The sequence below is a fragment of the Streptomyces sp. IBSBF 3136 genome (genome assembly GCF_036815105.1).
In the GTDB taxonomy this organism is placed as follows: domain Bacteria; phylum Actinomycetota; class Actinomycetes; order Streptomycetales; family Streptomycetaceae; genus Streptomyces.
In genome coordinates this window covers 1-17,332 of sequence record NZ_JAJSZC010000172.1, presented here as the reverse complement: position 1 = coordinate 17,332, position 17,332 = coordinate 1, and the positions used below count along the sequence as shown (strand labels likewise).

At 73.0% G+C, this 17,332-nt stretch carries 15 protein-coding genes; 10 read left to right on the top strand and 5 right to left on the bottom strand.

The features are described 5' to 3' along the window. The 4 genes from V7E45_RS29355 to V7E45_RS29340 form a co-directional block, all read left to right on the top strand. A partial coding sequence (locus V7E45_RS29355; RefSeq protein WP_333777220.1) for an alpha-glucosidase C-terminal domain-containing protein occupies positions 1-469 on the top strand: 469 nt, incomplete at its 5' end. Positions 470-500: 31 nt separating this feature from the next. Continuing rightward, positions 501-1,865 (top strand): maltokinase N-terminal cap-like domain-containing protein, encoded by a 1,365-nt coding sequence (locus tag V7E45_RS29350; protein WP_333777219.1) that lies wholly within the window; start codon positions 501-503, stop codon positions 1,863-1,865. Between the two features lie 4 nt (positions 1,866-1,869). Then, positions 1,870-4,077, top strand: coding sequence for a 1,4-alpha-glucan branching enzyme (glgB, locus tag V7E45_RS29345; protein WP_333777218.1), 2,208 nt, complete (start codon positions 1,870-1,872; stop codon positions 4,075-4,077). A gap of 92 nt (positions 4,078-4,169) precedes the next feature. Next, entirely contained in the window at positions 4,170-5,258 is a 1,089-nt protein-coding gene (locus tag V7E45_RS29340) for a glutamate--cysteine ligase 2 (protein WP_333777217.1), read from the top strand. Between the two features lie 15 nt (positions 5,259-5,273). Here the strand turns inward: V7E45_RS29340 and V7E45_RS29335 are convergent, their stop codons facing one another. Continuing rightward, positions 5,274-5,507 (bottom strand): DUF6480 family protein, encoded by a 234-nt coding sequence (locus V7E45_RS29335; protein ID WP_333777216.1) that lies wholly within the window; start codon positions 5,505-5,507, stop codon positions 5,274-5,276. Between the two features lie 151 nt (positions 5,508-5,658). Between V7E45_RS29335 and V7E45_RS29330 the strand changes: the two genes are divergently transcribed. From V7E45_RS29330 to V7E45_RS29315, 4 genes are all read left to right on the top strand, one after another. After that, positions 5,659-7,563: an AMP-dependent synthetase/ligase gene (locus V7E45_RS29330; protein ID WP_333777215.1), complete on the top strand. Its 1,905-nt coding sequence runs from the start codon at positions 5,659-5,661 to the stop codon at positions 7,561-7,563. A gap of 197 nt (positions 7,564-7,760) precedes the next feature. Further along, a complete protein-coding gene (locus V7E45_RS29325) occupies positions 7,761-8,195 on the top strand; it encodes an ATP-binding protein (protein WP_333777214.1) in 435 nt (144 codons plus the stop codon). 217 nt (positions 8,196-8,412) lie between these two features. Next, positions 8,413-9,792 (top strand): NAD(P)/FAD-dependent oxidoreductase, encoded by a 1,380-nt coding sequence (locus V7E45_RS29320; RefSeq protein ID WP_333777213.1) that lies wholly within the window; start codon positions 8,413-8,415, stop codon positions 9,790-9,792. 60 nt (positions 9,793-9,852) lie between these two features. Then, complete coding sequence (locus V7E45_RS29315) at positions 9,853-12,108, top strand: FUSC family protein (protein ID WP_333777212.1); 2,256 nt, start codon at positions 9,853-9,855, stop codon at positions 12,106-12,108. Positions 12,109-12,177: 69 nt separating this feature from the next. Here the strand turns inward: V7E45_RS29315 and V7E45_RS29310 are convergent, their stop codons facing one another. The 3 genes from V7E45_RS29310 to V7E45_RS29300 all read right to left on the bottom strand — a co-directional run bounded on the left by V7E45_RS29310 (position 12,178) and on the right by V7E45_RS29300 (position 14,685). Further along, positions 12,178-13,014 (bottom strand): DUF1206 domain-containing protein, encoded by an 837-nt coding sequence (locus V7E45_RS29310; RefSeq protein ID WP_443056279.1) that lies wholly within the window; start codon positions 13,012-13,014, stop codon positions 12,178-12,180. Positions 13,015-13,166: 152 nt separating this feature from the next. Next, a complete protein-coding gene (locus V7E45_RS29305) occupies positions 13,167-14,015 on the bottom strand; it encodes a SigB/SigF/SigG family RNA polymerase sigma factor (protein ID WP_333777211.1) in 849 nt (282 codons plus the stop codon). Positions 14,016-14,250: 235 nt separating this feature from the next. Beyond that, positions 14,251-14,685, bottom strand: coding sequence for an ATP-binding protein (locus V7E45_RS29300; RefSeq protein ID WP_333777210.1), 435 nt, complete (start codon positions 14,683-14,685; stop codon positions 14,251-14,253). Between the two features lie 124 nt (positions 14,686-14,809). Between V7E45_RS29300 and V7E45_RS29295 the strand changes: the two genes are divergently transcribed. Further along, positions 14,810-15,067 (top strand): hypothetical protein, encoded by a 258-nt coding sequence (locus V7E45_RS29295; protein WP_333777209.1) that lies wholly within the window; start codon positions 14,810-14,812, stop codon positions 15,065-15,067. Between the two features lie 258 nt (positions 15,068-15,325). Further along, on the top strand, positions 15,326-15,784 hold the full coding sequence (locus V7E45_RS29290) for a cyclic nucleotide-binding domain-containing protein (protein ID WP_333777208.1): 459 nt from the start codon (positions 15,326-15,328) through the stop codon (positions 15,782-15,784). A gap of 91 nt (positions 15,785-15,875) precedes the next feature. Here the strand turns inward: V7E45_RS29290 and V7E45_RS29285 are convergent, their stop codons facing one another. After that, the gene (locus tag V7E45_RS29285) at positions 15,876-17,183 is read right to left on the bottom strand and encodes an MFS transporter (RefSeq protein ID WP_333777207.1); all 1,308 of its coding nucleotides are present in this window, start codon (positions 17,181-17,183) and stop codon (positions 15,876-15,878) included. Positions 17,184-17,332 lie beyond the last annotated feature (149 nt).

The window sequence follows — 17,332 nt, the reverse complement described above, 5'->3', positions numbered from 1 at the left end:
GTGGACCCCCGACCGCAACGCCGGCTTCTCCTCCAGCGACCCCGGACGCCTCTTCCTGCCCACGATCATGGACCCGGTCTACGGCTACCAGGTCACCAACGTGGAAGCCTCCATGTCCTCCCCGTCCAGCCTCCTGCACTGGACCCGCCGCATGATCGAGATCCGCAAGCAGAACCCCGCCTTCGGACTCGGCTCGTTCACCGAACTCCAGTCGTCCAACCCGGCGGTGATCGCCTTCCTGCGCGAGTACGGCGACGACCTGGTGCTGTGCGTGCACAACTTCTCGCGGTTCGCGCAGCCCACCGAGCTCGATCTGCGGACCTACGACGGACGGCACCCCGTCGAGCTGATCGGCGGGGTGCGCTTCCCCGCCATCGGTGAACTGCCCTACCTGCTGACCCTCGCGGGCCACGGCTTCTACTGGTTCCGGCTCACCCGAGTCGCATCCCGCATCGGCCGCCGCCGCTGACCGCACGGCGCCGAGGAAAGGACGCGTCACCATGCCGAAGACCATCACCGTCCGGCCGAGAACCGCGGCCGGCGTCGACCGGCCGCTGGCCTCGCTGGGCGGGCTGCTGCACGACTGGCTGCCCAAGCAACGCTGGTTCGCCGGCAAGGACCGGCCCGTCACCGATCTGTCGGTGCTGTCCGTGACCGAGCTGTTCCCGGGCTGTCTGCACCTGCTGGTCCACGCCTCGCACGCGCCGGTGCCCACGCCCGGCGGCACACCCCCGCCCGGCGACTGCTACCAGTTGCTGCTCGGGGTGCGCGAGCGGCTGGCCCCGCGGCTCGAGCGGGCGTACATCGGCCGCGCCGAGGAGGGCCCGCTGGCCGGTCTCGCGGTGTACGACGCCCTGCACGACCCGCGCTCGGCGCACCTGCTGCTGGAGCGGCTGCGCCGGCCCGGCAGCACCGGACCCCTGCGCTTCGAGTCGGACCCGGGCGCCGAGCTGCCCGGCGCGCTGCCGCCGCGGCTGCTGGACGCCGAGCAGTCCAACACGTCGATCGTGTACGGCGACGCCTGCATCCTGAAGGTGTTCCGCCGCATCCAGCCGGGCGTCAACCCCGACCTGGAAGTGCCGGGGGCGCTGGCCGCGCAGGGCTGCGCGCGGGTGCCCGCGCCGGTCGCCTGGTTCAGCACGACCGCTCCGCGGCCGGCCACCCTGGGCGTGCTGCAGCCGTTCCTGCCCGACGCCACCGACGGCTGGACGCTCGCCCTGCGGGCGCTCGGCACCGGCGACGACTTCACCGCAGAGGCCCGGGAACTGGGTCGGGCCATGGCCGAGGTGCACCTCGCGCTGGCCGAGGCCTTCCCGCCGGCCGGTCCGGGCGAGAACGGGCGTACGGCGGAGGCGATGCGCGCCCGGCTGGACGCCGCCGCGCACGCCGTGCCGGCGCTGCGGCCCTTCGTCCCGGGCCTGCGGGCCGCGTTCGGCGCGCTGGCCACGTGCGACACCGGTCCGCCGGCCCAGCGCATCCACGGCGACCTGCACCTCGGGCAGGTACTGCGGGCCGGCCGCGACTGGTTCGTGATCGACTTCGAGGGAGAGCCGTCCCGGCCGCTCGACGAGCGGCGGGCACCGCAGTCCCCGGTGCGTGACGTGGCCGGGATGCTGCGCTCCTTCGACTACGCGGCCCGGCAGCGCCGCCCCTGGCGACCCGAATGGGCGCGCCGCTGCCGGGAGGCGTTCTGCGCGGGCTACGCGGCCCGCGCCGGGTGGGATCCACGCAAGAAGCACGCGCTGCTGCGCGCGCACGAGACGGACAGGGCGGTGTACGAGGTGCTGTACGAAGCGAGACACCGGCCCGACTGGTTGCCGGTTCCGATGGCCGCGATCGAGCGGCTCGCCGTGTGGGGAGGCTGACGTCATGGCATTGCGCGACACTTCACGTCCCGAGGCCGCCGGACCGGTCCCGCCGGTGGCGGTTCCGCTCGACGCCGCCGACCGCGACCGCCTGCTCGGCGGCGCTCACCACGATCCGCACGCCCTGCTGGGCGCCCACCCCGTGCCGGGCGGCACGCTGTTCCGTGCGCTGCGCCCGAACGCCCGTGCGGTGGCCGTCGTGGTCGACGGGGTGTGCGGCGAGCTGGCGTCGGAGGGCGGCGGTGTCTTCGCCGCCGTGCTGCCGTACGAGACGATTCCCGCGTACACGCTGCGGGTGTCCTACGACGGCGGCGAGCAGGAGGTGGAGGACCCCTACCGGTTCCTGCCCGCGCTCGGCGATCTCGACCTGCACCTGATCCGCGAGGGGCGGCACGAGGAGCTGTGGCGGGCGCTCGGCGCCGAGCCCATGACGCACCAGGGTGTGGCCGGGACCCGCTTCACCGTGTGGGCGCCTAACGCGCTGGGGGTGCGGGTCGCGGGCGACTTCACGTACTGGGACGGCACCCAGTACCCGATGCGGTCGCTCGGCGCGTCCGGGGTGTGGGAACTGTTCCTGCCCGGCATCGGCGAGGACGCCCGGTACAAGTTCGAGATCACCTCCCGCCACGGCGGCCGGTTCCTGAAGGCCGACCCGATGGCCCGCCGCACGGAGCTGCCGCCCGCGACCGCCTCCGTGGTCACGGCCTCGCGGTACGAGTGGAACGACGCGGAGTGGATGGCGCACCGCGGCGACACGCCCGTGCACCAGGCGCCGCTGTCGGTGTACGAGGTCCATCTGCCCTCCTGGCGAGGTGGCCTGACCTACCGCGAGCTGGCGGAGGAACTGCCCGCGTACGTGACGGAGATGGGCTTCACGCACGTGGAGCTGATGCCGGTCGCCGAGCACCCCTTCGGCGGCTCCTGGGGCTACCAGGTCACCGGGTTCTACGCGCCGACGGCCCGGCTCGGCACCCCCGACGACTTCCGGTACTTCGTCGACGCCTGTCACCGGGCCGGGATCGGCGTGATCATGGACTGGGTGCCGGCCCACTTCCCCAAGGACGACTGGGCGCTGGGCCGCTTCGACGGGGAACCGCTGTACGAGCCCGGCGACTCCCGGCGGGCCGAGCATCCGGACTGGGGGACGTACGAGTTCGACTACGGGCGGATCGAGGTGCGCAACTTCCTCGTCGCCAACGCCGTGTACTGGTGCGAGGAGTTCCACATCGACGGGCTGCGGGTGGACGCCGTCGCCTCCATGCTCTACCTCGACTACTCGCGGGACTCCGGGCAGTGGGTGCCCAACGTCTTCGGCGGGCGGGAGGACCTGGACGCCGTCGCCTTCCTGCAGGAGATGAACGCCACCGTCTACCGGCGCTGCCCCGGGGTGGTGACGATCGCGGAGGAGTCCACCGCCTGGGACGGGGTGACCCGGCCGACGGACAGCGGCGGGCTCGGGTTCGGCCTGAAGTGGAACATGGGCTGGATGCACGACTCGCTGGAGTACGTCCAGAAGGAGCCGGTGCACCGCAAGTACCACCACCACGAGATGACCTTCTCGATGGTGTACGCGTACAGCGAGAACTTCGTGCTGCCGATCTCCCACGACGAGGTCGTGCACGGCAAGCAGGCCCTGGTGTCGAAGATGCCGGGCGACTGGTGGCAGCGGCGCGCGAACCACCGGGCGTACCTGGGCTTCATGTGGGCCCACCCCGGCAAGCAACTGCTGTTCATGGGACAGGAGTTCGCCCAGGGCGCCGAGTGGTCCGCGGACCACGGGCCCGAGTGGTGGCTGCTGGACGACGACTACGCCTCCGCGGGTGACCACCGGGGCGTGCAGCGGCTGGTGCGGGACCTGAACGGCCTGTACCGGGCGACGCCCGCGCTGTGGCAGCGGGACACCGACCCGGGCGGCTTCCGGTGGGTGCTGTGCGACGCGGCGGACGACAACGTCTTCGCGTTCCTGCGCTTCGCCGCCGACGGGTCCCCGCTGCTCGCGGTGTCGAACTTCTCCCCCGTGGTCCGCGAGGACTACCGGCTGTGGGTGCCGGACGACGTGGCCGCCTGGCAGGAGGAGCTGAACACGGACGACGTCCGGTACGGCGGCGGCGGTGTCGCGGTCGGCGCGCCGGGGGCGCTCAAGCCGGCGGACGGGGCCCTGCGGGTCACGCTGCCACCGCTGGCGACGGTGTTCCTCACGCCCCTGCGCTGAGGTCCGCAGGTGTCGAAGGCCGCCCCAGGGGCAGTCAGGGTCGTGAAGAGACCCGGACTGCCCCTTGTGGCATGGAAGAAGGGCGGCACCGCGTGCGCACCGTCGGAGTGGAAGAGGAACTCCTTCTCGTCGATCCGGAGAGCGGCGACCCGAAGGCGCTCGCCGCGCCCGTGCTGGCCCGCGCGGCCAAGGACGATCCGGCGCAGGACGTGTTCGAGAAAGAGCTGTTCGGGCAGATGCTGGAGTTCGCCACGCATCCGCAGTCGGACATGGAGGCCCTCGGCGACGAGATCGTCCGCTGCCGCAAGGAGGCGGGCCGGCACGCCGGCGAGATCGGCTGCGCGGTCGTCGCCCTGGCCACCTCGCCCCTCGCGGTCAGCCCCTCGCTGAGCATGAACGAGCGCTACCGGTGGCTGGCCGAGCGGTACGGCGTACCGACGTGGGAGCAGCTCGCGTGCGGCTGCCACGTCCATGTGTCGGTGGACTCGGACGAGGAGGGCATCGGGGTCCTCGACCGGGTCCAGCCGTGGCTCGGGGTGCTCCGCGCGATCAGCGCGAACTCCCCCTTCTGGCAGGGCCGGGACAGCGGGTACGCGAGCTATCGCAGCCGGGTGTGGAACCGCTGGCCGTCGGCCGGGCCGACCGAGCTGTTCGGGTCGGCCGAGCGCTACCACCGGCAGGTGGCGGACATGGTGGCCACCGGTGCCGTCCTGGACGAGGGGATGGTCTACTTCGACGCCCGGCTGTCCGCCCGCTACCCGACGGTGGAGATCCGGGTGGCGGACGTCTGCCTCGACGCGGAGACCGCCGTGCTGGTCGCGACGCTGTGCCGGGCGCTGGTGGAGACGGCGGCGCGGGACTGGCGGGCGGGGCGGCCGGCGCCGGACCCCGGTGTGAGCCTGCTGCGGCTCGCCGACTGGCAGGCGGCCCGGTTCGGCATCGAGGAGAACCTGCTCCACCCCGCGACGATGCGGCCGGTGCCCGCCGAGCGGGTGCTGTGGGCCCTGCTGGAGCACAGCGCGGAGGCGCTCACCGCGAGCGGCGACGCCGAACGCGCCGAGCAGGGCGTGCGGGCGCTGCTGCGGGAGGGCAACGGCTCCCGGGTGCAGCGGCGTCTGATGGACCGGACCGGCAGTCTGCGCGACGTCGTCAGGGCCTGCGTGCGTCACACCCAGGGCTGAGGACGGTCGCCGCGGTCAGAAGATCAGTGCCAGGGCGTAGGCCAGGAAGCCGGCGGCGAGCAGGACGACGAGGATGAGGATCAGTGTCAGCGGCGCCTTGGCCCAGCCGCGGCTGCGCATGTCGGGTTCGTGCGGCCCGGCCTCGGGCATGCTGCTCTCGGCCGGCGGGGTCTCGCCGGGCGGGACACCGCCTCCGGGCTCGAGACCGGTGGTGTGCTCGGGATCGGGATCTGGGTTGACGTAACTCATGTGTGCCGAGTCCCCCGGACACGCCCAGATCATCAGCCGATCACGACTTGCCTGATCCTGGCACCGAAACCGCTTCCCTGGGCTACATTCGAGCACCGCCGGCACCGAGCCGACCGGCGGAGTGACCCTCCGTAGACCACGGGAGCAGCGCATGCGCGACGTCGCCCTCGCTCCAGCAGCCCTACCCCCGCTGACCGGCGGGCTCGCCGACACCGTCTTCTGGAGCGCGGAGCGGAACCCCACTCTCCCCCTCCTCGCCCGCCGTGCGGACCCGGCGGCGAGCGGCTGGCAGGAGGTGACGGCGGTGGAGCTGCGGGACGAAGTCGTCGACCTGGCCAAGGGGCTGATCGCGGCGGGGATCTCCCCCGGTCACCGGGTCGCCCTGATGGCCAGGACCCGTTACGAGTGGACGGTGTTCGCGCACGCGCTGTGGACCGTCGGCGCGGAGGTCGTGCCGATCCACCCGACGTCCGCGCGGGAGCAGGTCGAGTGGATCCTGCGGGACGCGGGGTGCGTGGCCGTCGTGGTGGAGGACGAGCAGGGCGTCATGACGGTCGGCACGGTGTGCGCCGGGCTGCCCCGGCTGAAGCACGTCTGGCAGCTGGACTCGGACGCGCTGACCCGGCTGGCCGAGCAGGGCGCGGTCGTCCCGCAGACCACGGTGGACTCGCTGCGCCGGATCGTGATGCCGGACTCCACGGCGGTGATCGCCTACACCTCGGGCACCTCGGGGCGCCCACTGGGCTGCGCGCTGAGCCACCGGGGCCTTGCCTACCCGTGCGACGTGCTGCTCGCCGGCTGGCGGCACACCGCGGCCCCGCCCGGCGAACAGCCGTCCGTCCTGGCCTTCCTGCCGTTCTCCCATGTGTACGGGCTCATGATCCAGCTGATGTGCCTGCGCGGCGGGATCCTGATGGCGCACGAGCCGGAGATGAGCGAGGCGGCCCTCGCCTCCGCGCTGGCCACCTTCCGGCCGACCTATCTGTACGGCGTGCCGTCGGTGTTCGAGAAGCTGTACAAGACGTTCCTGCGGATCGCGCAGCAGTCGGGCCGGGGCGCCCTGTTCGAGCGGGCGGCGCAGACCGCGCGGGACTTCGCCGAGGCGGAGGAGCGCCGGCGGCTCGGCCTCGGCCCGGGCCCCGGGTTCGAACTGCGGGTGCAGCACGCCCTGTACGAGCGGACGGTGTACCGCAGGCTGCGGGGCGCGCTCGGCGGCCGCGCCCTGCGGGGCACCTCGGGCGGCTCGTCCCTCAACCGGGAACTGTCCCTGTTCTACGAGGGCATCGGGCTGTACATCCACGACGGTTACGGGCTGACCGAGACCTCGGGCGGGATCACCATGCAGCCGCTCGGGCGGGAGAAGTCCGGGACGGTGGGCCTGCCGCTGCCGGGCACCGAGGTCCAGGTCGCCGACGACGGGGAGATCCTGGTGCGCGGCCCGTCGGTGTTCCAGGGCTACATCGGCGACGAGCCACGCACGCGGGCCGCGCTGCGCGGCGGCTGGCTGGCCACCGGGGACATCGGGCGGCTGGACTCCGAGGGCTATCTGACGATCACCGGGCGCAAGAAAGACGTCATCGTCACCAGCAGCGGCAAGAGCGTGGCCCCGGCCGCGCTGGAGCAGCGGCTGCGCATGCATCCGCTGGTGCACCAGGCGGTGGTCGTCGGCGACGACCGGCCCTGTGTCGGCGCCCTGATCACCCTGGACCCGGACTTCCTCGCCCACTGGCGGACCGCGCTGGCCCTGCCGCGCGAGTCGGCGGGCCGGGAGGCGCGCGAGGAGAACGCCCTCAGGGAGGAGCTGGCGCGCGCCGTCGCCTCGGCGAACAGCGCGGTGTCCCGGGCCGAGTCGATCCGGGTGTACCGCGTCCTGCAGGAGCCGTTCGCCCCGGACAACGGGTTGCTGACACCGTCCATGAAGCTGCGCCGGGACGCCATAGCGCGCCACTACGCCGCCGAGATCGACGCGATGTACGAGGCGCGGCCCCGGACGGTACGCCGCCCGGGCCCGGAGGAGCCGGCCGACTGGGACGAGGCGGACAACGTCTTCCGCTGAGCGCGTGTCCTCGGTGCGCGCACGCGCACGCTGAGCGACCAGGACGCGCCCGGCGGGGGTTCGGTGACCACCGTGACCGGAAGGCACGGATAACCCGGCACCGCCTGGGGAACCCGCAGCAGTGCACTGATCGAGTAACGACGACCGCCCTGGTCGGAAGTGGCCGCAGGCCCTCCGGCGGGGCCGGGGAATGCGAGATGGCGACGGAGCCGCGTTGGGACGAGACACCCCCGTCGGAGGAGAGGCACGAGCGGTCCTTCTCCTTCCCCGGCGAGCTGCGCAACGTCACGGGCGCGCGGCTCGCCGCGGAGCAGTTCCTGTGTGCCCTCGCCCGCGACGCGCCGCCCGGCACACCCGAGTACTGGGACGACATCCTGCTGGTGGTCACCGAGCTGGCCGCCAACGCGATCCAGTACGCGCCCGGTCCCTTCGATCTGCGCATGCGCCGCACCTTCGACGGGGTGCACGTGACGATGCGCGACTCCAGCACGACCGAGCCCGCGCCGCGGCCGTTCCACCCGAGCACGGGCGGCGGCGGCATCGGCTGGCACCTGGTGCACACGCTCTGCACGCAGGTGAGCGTCGTGGTGGACGACCGCGGCAAGGACATCCACGTGTTCCTGCCCTGGTGAGCGGGGGCCGCGCGGCCTTCGCCCGGGCGTACGACGTGTAGGTGTACGAGATCCGGTTACTCCGGGCTCTGCAGGGGCATGCTCGTGCCCACGCGTTCGTCTGCCTGTCGCACCCGGCTGGCGGGACGGCCCGGGGCACGGTGGGATCGATGTTGGTCGCAGCGATCCAGGGCATACGAACGGCGTCCGGTCGAACCGCCTGGAGCCGCAGAAAGGGATGGACACCGTGACACGACCCAGGATCCTGGTGGTGGGCGCCGGCTTCGCCGGAGTGGAGTGCGTCCGCCGTCTGGAGCGGAAACTCTCCCCCGACGAGGCCGACGTCACCCTGGTGACGCCGTTCGCCTACCAGCTCTACCTCCCACTGCTCCCCCAGGTCGCCTCCGGCGTGCTGACGCCGCAGTCGATCGCCCTCTCGCTGCGCCGCAGCCGGAAGTACCGCACCCGGATCATCCCGGGCGGCGCGATCGGCGTGGACCTGAAGTCCAAGGTCTGCGTGGTGCGCACGATCACCGACAAGATCGTCAACGAGCGGTACGACTACATCGTGCTCGCACCGGGCAGCGTGACCCGCACCTTCGACATCCCGGGGCTCACCGAGCACGCCTTCGGGATGAAGACGCTCGCGGAGGCCGCCTACGTCCGCGACCACGTCATCTCGCAGCTCGACCTCGCGGACGCCAGCGACGACCCGGCCGAACGCGCCGCGCGCCTGCAGTTCGTGGTGGTCGGCGGCGGCTACGCGGGCACCGAGACCGCGGCCTGTCTGCAACGCGTCACGCACGCGGCCGTCAAGCGCTACCCGCGCCTCGACCCGAAGCTGATCCGCTGGCACCTCATCGACATCGCCCCCAAGCTCATGCCGGAGCTGGGCGACAAGCTCGGCCGCAGCGCGCAGGAGATCCTGGCGCGGCGCGGCATCGAGGTGTCGCTGGGCGTGTCGATCGACAAGGCGGGCCCGGAGGAGGTCACCTTCACCGACGGCCGGGTGGTGCCGACCCACACGCTGATCTGGACGGCCGGCGTGGTCGCCAGCCCGCTGATCGCCACGCTCGGCGCGCAGACCGTCCGCGGGAGGCTCGCGGTCGACGCGGAGATGACCCTCCCCGGCCATGACGGTGTCTTCGCGCTCGGTGACTCGGCGGCCGTGCCCGACCTGGCCAAGGGCCAGGAGGGCGCGGTCTGCCCGCCCACCGCCCAGCACGCCATGCGCCAGGGCAAGGTGGTGGCCGACAACGTCATCGCCGCTCTGCGCAACCAGCCCCTCAAGCCGTACGAGCACAAGGATTTGGGGCTCGTCGTCGACCTCGGCGGCAAGGACGCCGTGTCCAAGCCGCTGGGTATCGAGCTGCGGGGTCTGCCGGCCCAGGTGGTGGCCCGCGGCTACCACTGGTCGGCGCTGCGCACCGGCGTCGCCAAGACCCGTGTCGCGACCAACTGGCTGCTGAACGCGGTGGCCGGCGACGACTTCGTGCGCACCGGGTTCCAGGCGCGCAAGGCCGCCCGGCTGAAGGACTTCGAGTACACCGACTCCTACCTGACCCAGGAACAGGTCAGGGCGCTGGTGGAGGGCCGGCCGGCTCTCGACAGCCCCTGAGGTGAGCCGGGTGGCCCCGGGACCACCCACCGGTACAGGTACGGGAGAGAGCGCGGCGGTGTGAAGGAAGCGGTGCGGTCGGCGTGGTCGCGGACGTGGGACCGGCTGGCCGCGTTCGATCCCGGCCTGCTCAGGCTCACGGCGGGCCTGCGCACGGTGGCAGCCATCGCGCTCACCCTCGCCGTGCTCGGCCTGCTGCGGGTCCCGGTGCCGCAGCTGGTCGCCGGAGCCATCGCGGCGATGGCCGCGACCTTCGCCGTCCGGGAGAAGCAGCCCGCCCAGCAGGCCGTCACCCTGGCGCTGGGCCTGCCCGTGGCGTTCGCCTCGGTGACGCTGGCCGCGCTGCTGAGCCGGCAGGTGGTGGCGGGCGACCTGTTCTTCGTCGTCCTGATCTTCTGCGCCGTCTACGGCCGCCGGTTCGGCGACCGCGGCACGGCCCTGGGCCTGATCGGCTTCCAGGTCTACTTCCTCTCCCTGTTCGTTCAGGCGACTCCGCCCGTGCTGCCCGCCCTGTACGGCGTGCTGACGGTGGCCTTCCTGTGCAGCGCCACCGCCCGGTTCGTGCTGCTGCCGCAGACCCCGGCGGGCATCCTCGACCGGCTGCGCCGGGCCTTCCGCGCCCGCCTCGGGCAGCTGATCGCCACCCAGGTCGAGCTGCTCGACGCCGGTCCCGACGACGTCGAGAAGGTGCTGGACGACCTGCGCACCGGCACCGCCCGGCTGCACGAGACGGCGCTGCTGATCCAGGGCCGGCTGGCGGACGGCACCTCCGACGAGGCGACGGCCCGGCTGCTCCAGCGCCGTATCGCGGACGCCGAGATCTCCGCCGAGCGGCTCGGGCTGCTGCTGCTCACCGCGCGCAGCGCCGAACGGACCGACACCCTCACCCTCCACCTGCCGGGCGCCGGCCTCCCCTCGGGCGTCGCGCTGCCGGTGCGGGAGGAGGCCACGGCCGTGCTGCGCCGGGACCTGGAGGCGCTGCGCCTGCTGGTGCTGCGCCCGGCCGGGGAGGCCTCGGGGACCGCGCTGGCCCACCTGCGCAACCGGCTGCTCGGCTACCGCGACGAGGAGAACCTGCCCATGGCCTCCCCGGCCGTGCAGGACGTCTTCCGGGGCATCGGTGAGGCGGCTCGTGCCGTGCTGGGCCTGCGGGCAGCGCTGGAGGGGTCGCAGGACGAGTCCGACGACACCCCGGCCACGGCCCGCTCCCGCGAGGAGCTGGACGCCGAGGACGCCGCCATCGAGAGCGGCGAGGCCGAGGGGGACGAGCCCGGCGAGCCGGAGGCGCGCGGTCTCGACCGGCCCACCACGCGGGCCGCGGTCCAGGTGGCCGTCGGCTCGGCGCTCGCCATCGCGGGCGGTGAGCTGCTGTCCGCCCAGCGCTGGTACTGGGCGGTGCTGACCTGCTGGATCGTTTTCATCAACACCACGTCCACCGGGGAGATCCTGGTCAAGGGCTACCGGCGACTGCTCGGCACGGTCCTCGGCGTGGTCGCGGGCATCCTGCTGGCCGGGCTGGTCGGGCACCACACATGGACGGCGTTCGCGCTGGTGCTGCTGTTCGTCTTCGCGATGTTCTACACGGCGCCGCTGTCGTACACGCTGATGTCGTTCTTCGTCACCGCGATGCTCGGGCTGCTGTACACCCTGTTGAGCACCTACAGCATGTCGGTGCTGGTGCTGCGGGTGGAGGAGACCGCGCTGGGCGCGGCCTGCGGGGTGATCGCGGCGGCGGTGGTGCTGCCGATCCACACGCACCGGCGCACCGACGACCTCCTGGTCGCCGTCCTCGACAAGCTGGCGGACGTCACCCGGGCCGCCGTGGACCAGCTCAGCGGGGGCGTGTCGGCGGATCTGGTGGACCGGGCGCGGGAGCTGGACCAGGCGCTGGCCGACCTGCGGGCCGCGACCCAGCCGCTGACCCACCCGATCACTCCGCTGCGCTCGCGCCGGGACACCGTCCGGTACGTGGTGGCGCTGCTGGAGACGTGCGCGTACCACGGGCGTTCGCTGGCGGCGACGGCCGAGTTGCTGCCCACGCACCCGTCGATCGCGGCGGACCCCCGGCTGCGGACCGCCTGCGGGCGAATCGTGCACAACATCGAGGCGATCGCCGCGCACGTGCGCGACCCCCGGTCCGCCGAGACCGTGGAATCCGGGCCCAGCATCGCGTCGCTGCTGGAACCGGGCTCCCTGCGCACCCCGCGTTACGGCCGGGTGACCGACCGGGTGCTGCGGCATCTGCAGCGCCTGGACGATGCGGTCTCGGGTCTGGCCCGGCCGCTCGGGATGACGCCGGAGCCGCCGAAGGCGTGACGGAGGTGGGAGCGGTGACGGTGTGCCGGGCGCACCGGGTGCGGCTCTGTCAGGCCGGCGGTAGGCGCCTCACACCCGGCGCCAGCGGGCCAGGGCGAAGGCGAACAGGCCGTACAGCACGAGTCCCGCCGCGACCGCCACCAGCAGCCCGGGGCCGGCCGGGGTGGCGGCGAAGGCCCTGAGGGTGTCGTCCATTCCCTTGGCCCGCTCGGGGCTGAAGTCGAGGGCCGCGCGGAACGCGAAGGCGCCCGCGGCGACGAACACCAGCGCGCGGGCGACCCCGCCGCCGACGCCGGCCACGTCGACCAGCCGCCGCACGCGCGGGGACATCTCGCCGAGCTTCAGCTGGTCGTGGTACGAGCGCCGCACGGCCTGTACGCCGAGCCAGACGCCGATGCCGACGATGGTGACGGCGGCCGCCGCCACGAGCCACTGTCCGGCGGGCAGCCGCATGACCCGCGCCGTGACGTCCCGGGACTCGCTGTCGCTGGACCGGCCACCGCCTCCGGTGCCGGCCGCGAAGGAGAGCACCGACCAGGCGAGGACCGCGTAGAAGACGCAGCGCCCGAGGGAGAGCAGGCGCTTGCGCGCCTTGTGGCCGTCGCGTTCGGCCGCGCCGAAGCAGGCCTCGGCCAGCCGCCACAGCGCCATGCCGACGAGACCGATGCCCAGCGCCCACAGCAGGACCGAGCCGTACGGGTGGTCCGCGAGTTCGGCGAGGGCGCCGCTGCGGTCGGCCTGCTGCTTGCGGTCGCCGACGGCGACCCGCAGCGCGAGCAGGCCGACGAGCACATAGATGAAACCCCAGGCGAGCAGACCGGCCCGGGCTGCCCAGCGGGTCGCGGTGACCGTGCCCCCGGGCCGCCCGGTGAACCCGCCCCGCCCCGAAGGGGCACTCGTGTCCACGGCGCCCGTCACTCGCCTTCCGGGACCGGCGGGACCGGCGCGTCGGTGGTTCCGGGCGCGACGGACATCGTGTCGTGGCGCGGGGCGGCGAGCGGCGGTCTCGACATCCGGGCGGCTCCCGGGTGGGTTTCGGGGAGATCAGGGAAAAGAGGTCACCGGGTGGTTCGGCCACCCGGTCGCTGTCCCAGCACCTCGTCCCGCACGCGGGCACAGCTGCGGCTGATGAGCCGGGAGACATGCATCTGGGAGATGCCGAGCTGGTCGGCGATGCGGCTCTGGGTCATGTCCTCGAAGTAGCGCATGTAGAGGATGGCCCGCTCCCGTTCGGGCAGCCGGCGCAGTCCCTCCTTGGCCGCCTCGCGGTCGACGACGACGTCGAAGGAGGTGTCCGCGGCGCCCAGCGTGTCGGCCAGGCTGTAGCCGTCCTCGCCCGAGGACAGCTCGGCGTCGAGCGAGAGGGTGCTGAAGCTCTCCAGCGCCTCCATGCCCGCGGCCACCTCCTCCTCGGTGAGGCCGGTGTGGGCGGCGATGTCGGCGGTGGTGGGTTCGGGGGTGCCGGGGTTCTGCGTGAGTTCCCGGCGGGCGACCCGCACCCGGTTGCGCAGCTCCTGCACCCGGCGCGGCACCCGCAGGGCCCACATCCGGTCGCGGAAGTGCCGCTTGACCTCGCCGGTGATGGTAGGCACGGCGTAACTCTCGAAGGCGCCGCGTGAGGGGTCGAACCGGTCGACGGCCTTCACCAGCCCGAGGGCGGCCACCTGGCGCAGGTCCTCGACGGACTCGCCGCGGTCGCGGAAGCGGCCCGCGATCCGGTGGGCCATGGGCAGCCACGCGGTCACCAGCTCGTCACGCAGCCCGTCCCGCTCGGGGCCCTCCTCGAGCTCGGCCATCCGGGCGAAGAGGGCCATGGTGTCGGGGGCGTCGTCGTGGGTACGCCGCGCGGGGGCGGCGGAAGCGGTGTCGGGCGTGCCGGGACGGCTTGTCGACATGTCGGTCAGCATGCGCAATCGCTCCTGAACGGTTGTCTCAGGGCGGAGACGGAACTCGGGTTCCGGGTCCTGGCCCGAACGGTGCTGTCAGGGTTTGCCGCGGGAACGTCACCGGGCGCGCCGGAAGTGGCGGCCTCGGCGGTGTCACTGTCCCGCTGGGCGCGCGCCTCCGGTCCGAAGCACGAGAGTCCGTCTGCCCGCCCGCCAAACCGGCAAACGCCGCGATGCGGAACTTCGGGTACCGGCCTCAGGCCAGTGGTACCACGGCCGTGATGCGCTTGCCGCCGCACGGCAGTCCGGCCACGCTGACGTCCCGGGCCAGCCGGCACACGATGGGCCAGCCCCGGCCGCCGAGCCGGGAGCGTCCGCCTTCGTCCACGGGATCATGGACCACCGGGACCTCGTCGCTGCGGTCGCAGACCGTCACGCTCACGGCGCCGGGATCGACGTCCACGTCGAAGCCGGTGATCCCGCCGCCGTGCAGGATCGCGTTGGTGGCGAGTTCCGAGGTGACCAGCAGGGCGTCCCCGAGGGCGGTGTCGTCGCACGGGACGGCGCGCGCGCCGCGGCGTTCGGCGACCGCCTGCCGGACGGTTCTGCGGGCGTCGGCCGGCCGGCACGGCAGTGTCCGGCGGGGCTCCCTCAGACCGGCCGAGGCATTGGTCCCGTACGACTCACGCATCCTTCCCTCCCTGGACGGTGCCAGTGGTTCCGGTGTCTCTGCTTTCCGGCTGACCCCTCAGGGCGCCTTCAAACACCGTCGGTGTCGCTGCCATCACCGGGCGCGTGGCGGGTACCCGGGACGCATGACCGATGTGGTGGACGCGGACGAGTTGTTGCGGCGCATCCGGCGGGGCCGGGACCGGGCGGCCGAGGAGGAGCGCGCCTGGCAGGAGCGGGCGCGGAGTCTGACGGCGACCGATCCGGACGGGGCGCGGGAGGCGGCCGTGCGGGCGCTGGCCTTCGAGGCGGTGCTGCGGGCGCTGGACGAGATCGTCGATCCGGGCGGAGCCCATCCGGGCGGGGCGCGGGAGGCGGAGTCCGGAGTGAGACAGGTCACCTGACCGGCACTCGATTGGGTGAATTCCTCGTAGATGGTTTATCGTTCATACATACGTGGTGACGGAGTCGACCGGAACCGTCCTCCCTCTCCACCTTTGTACGGCCCTGGCTGGCCTCCCCCGTCCAGCCAGGGCTTTTTACTGTCTGCGGGCACTTCGCCGGAGCGAAACCGATTCCCACGAGGTGCCCGGGACGGCGGCAGCGGCTGAAATGGGCTTGGGGAAACCACCCGAACCGCTGCCGGTGAGGAGTCCCGCGCCATGACCAAAGCGATAAAACTGCTGACCGCCCTGCCACAGGCCCAGCGTGAGCGGCTGATGGAGCTCGCCAAGGAGGTGTCCTTCCCGGAGGACACCCGGATCTTCGAGCCGGGCGGCACCGCCGACCGATTCTGGGTGATCCGGTCGGGGGCGGTCCACCTGGACCAGCAGGTCACCTCACGGCAGCGGGTCACCGTGGCCACCCTGGGCGCGGGCGACATGCTGGGCTGGTCCTGGCTGTTCCCGCCCTACCAGTGGGACTTCGGCGCGGTGGCCTTCAGCAACGTACGGGCCTACGAGTTCGACGGGCCCTCGGTGCTCGCGCTGAGCGTGGAGGACCCGCTGCTCGGGCTGTCGCTGGTGCGCACGGTGGCCGAGATCCTCGCCCACCGGCTGGAGACGACCCGCGGCAAGCTGATGGACCAGTACGCGATCCGCCGGCGCAGCGGCCCGCTGTAAGGGGCCCTCCTGGCCCGCGCGCCGGACCGTGGGTGCCCTCCGGCCCGCGGAGCGGACGCGGAAGGCACCACGGAAGGCGTCCTGCGGGCGGTCAGATCCGGTAGCGGCGCAGGGCCGGCATCGCGGCGGCCAGGGCCAGCATCAGCACCACGACCAGCGCACCGCCGCCCGCCACCGCGGCCCGGGGGCCGAACACCGACCCGGCCGTGCCGTGCAGCACGTCGGCCAGGCGCGGACCGCCCGCGACGACCACCGTGAACACCCCCTGCATCCGGCCGCGCATCTCGTCGGTCGCGGCGGAGAGCAGGATCGCCCCGCGGAACACCATGGAGATCATGTCGGCGACTCCGGCGGCGGCGAGGAAGGCCACGGCCGGCCAAAGGTTGCCGCTCAGCCCGAACCCGGCGATGGCCGCGCCCCAGCCGACGACCGCCCAGACGACCATCCAGCCGTGCCGCCGCGCCCGGGAGAAGACACCGGAGAACAGCCCGCCGAGCACCGCGCCGACCGGGATCCCGGCGAACAGCACACCGAGCGCGAGCCCCTCGCCCCACGGGGCGTACGTCTGGGCGGCCAACTGCGGGAACAGGGCGCGAGGCATGCCGAAGACCATGGCGACGATGTCGGCGAGGAAGGACAGCAGCAGCACCTTGTGCCCGGCGATGTACCGGAACCCGGCCGCTATCTCGCGCACCCCGGCCCGGCGGGCAGGACCCTCGCCGAGCGGCGGCAGGGCGGGCAGCCGGAAGACCGCCCACACCGTGACGCACAGGGCCAGCGCGTCGATCAGGTACAGCTCGGGCAGCCCGATGACCGGGATCAGGACACCGGCCAGCAGCGGGCCCGCGACCAGCCCGGTCTGCATCACGGTCGAGCCCAGCGCGTTGGCCGCGGGCAGTTCCTCGGCCGGCACGAGCCGCGCGATGGAGGCGCTGCGGGCCGGGGAGTTCAGGCCGAAGAACGCCTGCTGCAGGGCGAGCAGCACCATCAGCACGACGACGGAGTCCAGGCCGGTGGCGGCCTGCGCCCAGAACAGCACCGAGGTCACGGCGATACCGGTGTTGGTGACCAGCAGCAGCTTGCGCCGGTCCACCGTGTCGGCGACCGCCCCGCCCCACAGCGCGAACACCACCATGGGCACCAGACCGGCGAGGCTCACGTAACCCACCCAGGCCGAGGAGTGGGTGATGTCGTAGATCTGCTTGGGCACGGCGACGGCGGTCAGCTGGCTGCCGACGGCGGTGACGACGGTCGACGACCACAGGCGCCGGTAGGCGGGGATGCGCAGGGGCCGGGTGTCCATGGCCCAGCGGCGCCAGCCACGCCGGGGCATGGCCGGCGCCGGATCGGCCGGGAGGTCGGTTGCGGGTTCGGTGCTGCTGCTCTCGCTCGTGTCCACGGGGTTCCTGGTCGCTCGACAGAGGTTGCTCGATACATCTTTCGATTTGGGCCCCACTATCGCAGGAACCGCCGTGCCCGCCGAACCGGTTACGGGGCGGCGGTGCGGCGGTGGCGGGATCGAGCGCGTGGGGGCGGGCGGTTCAGGTC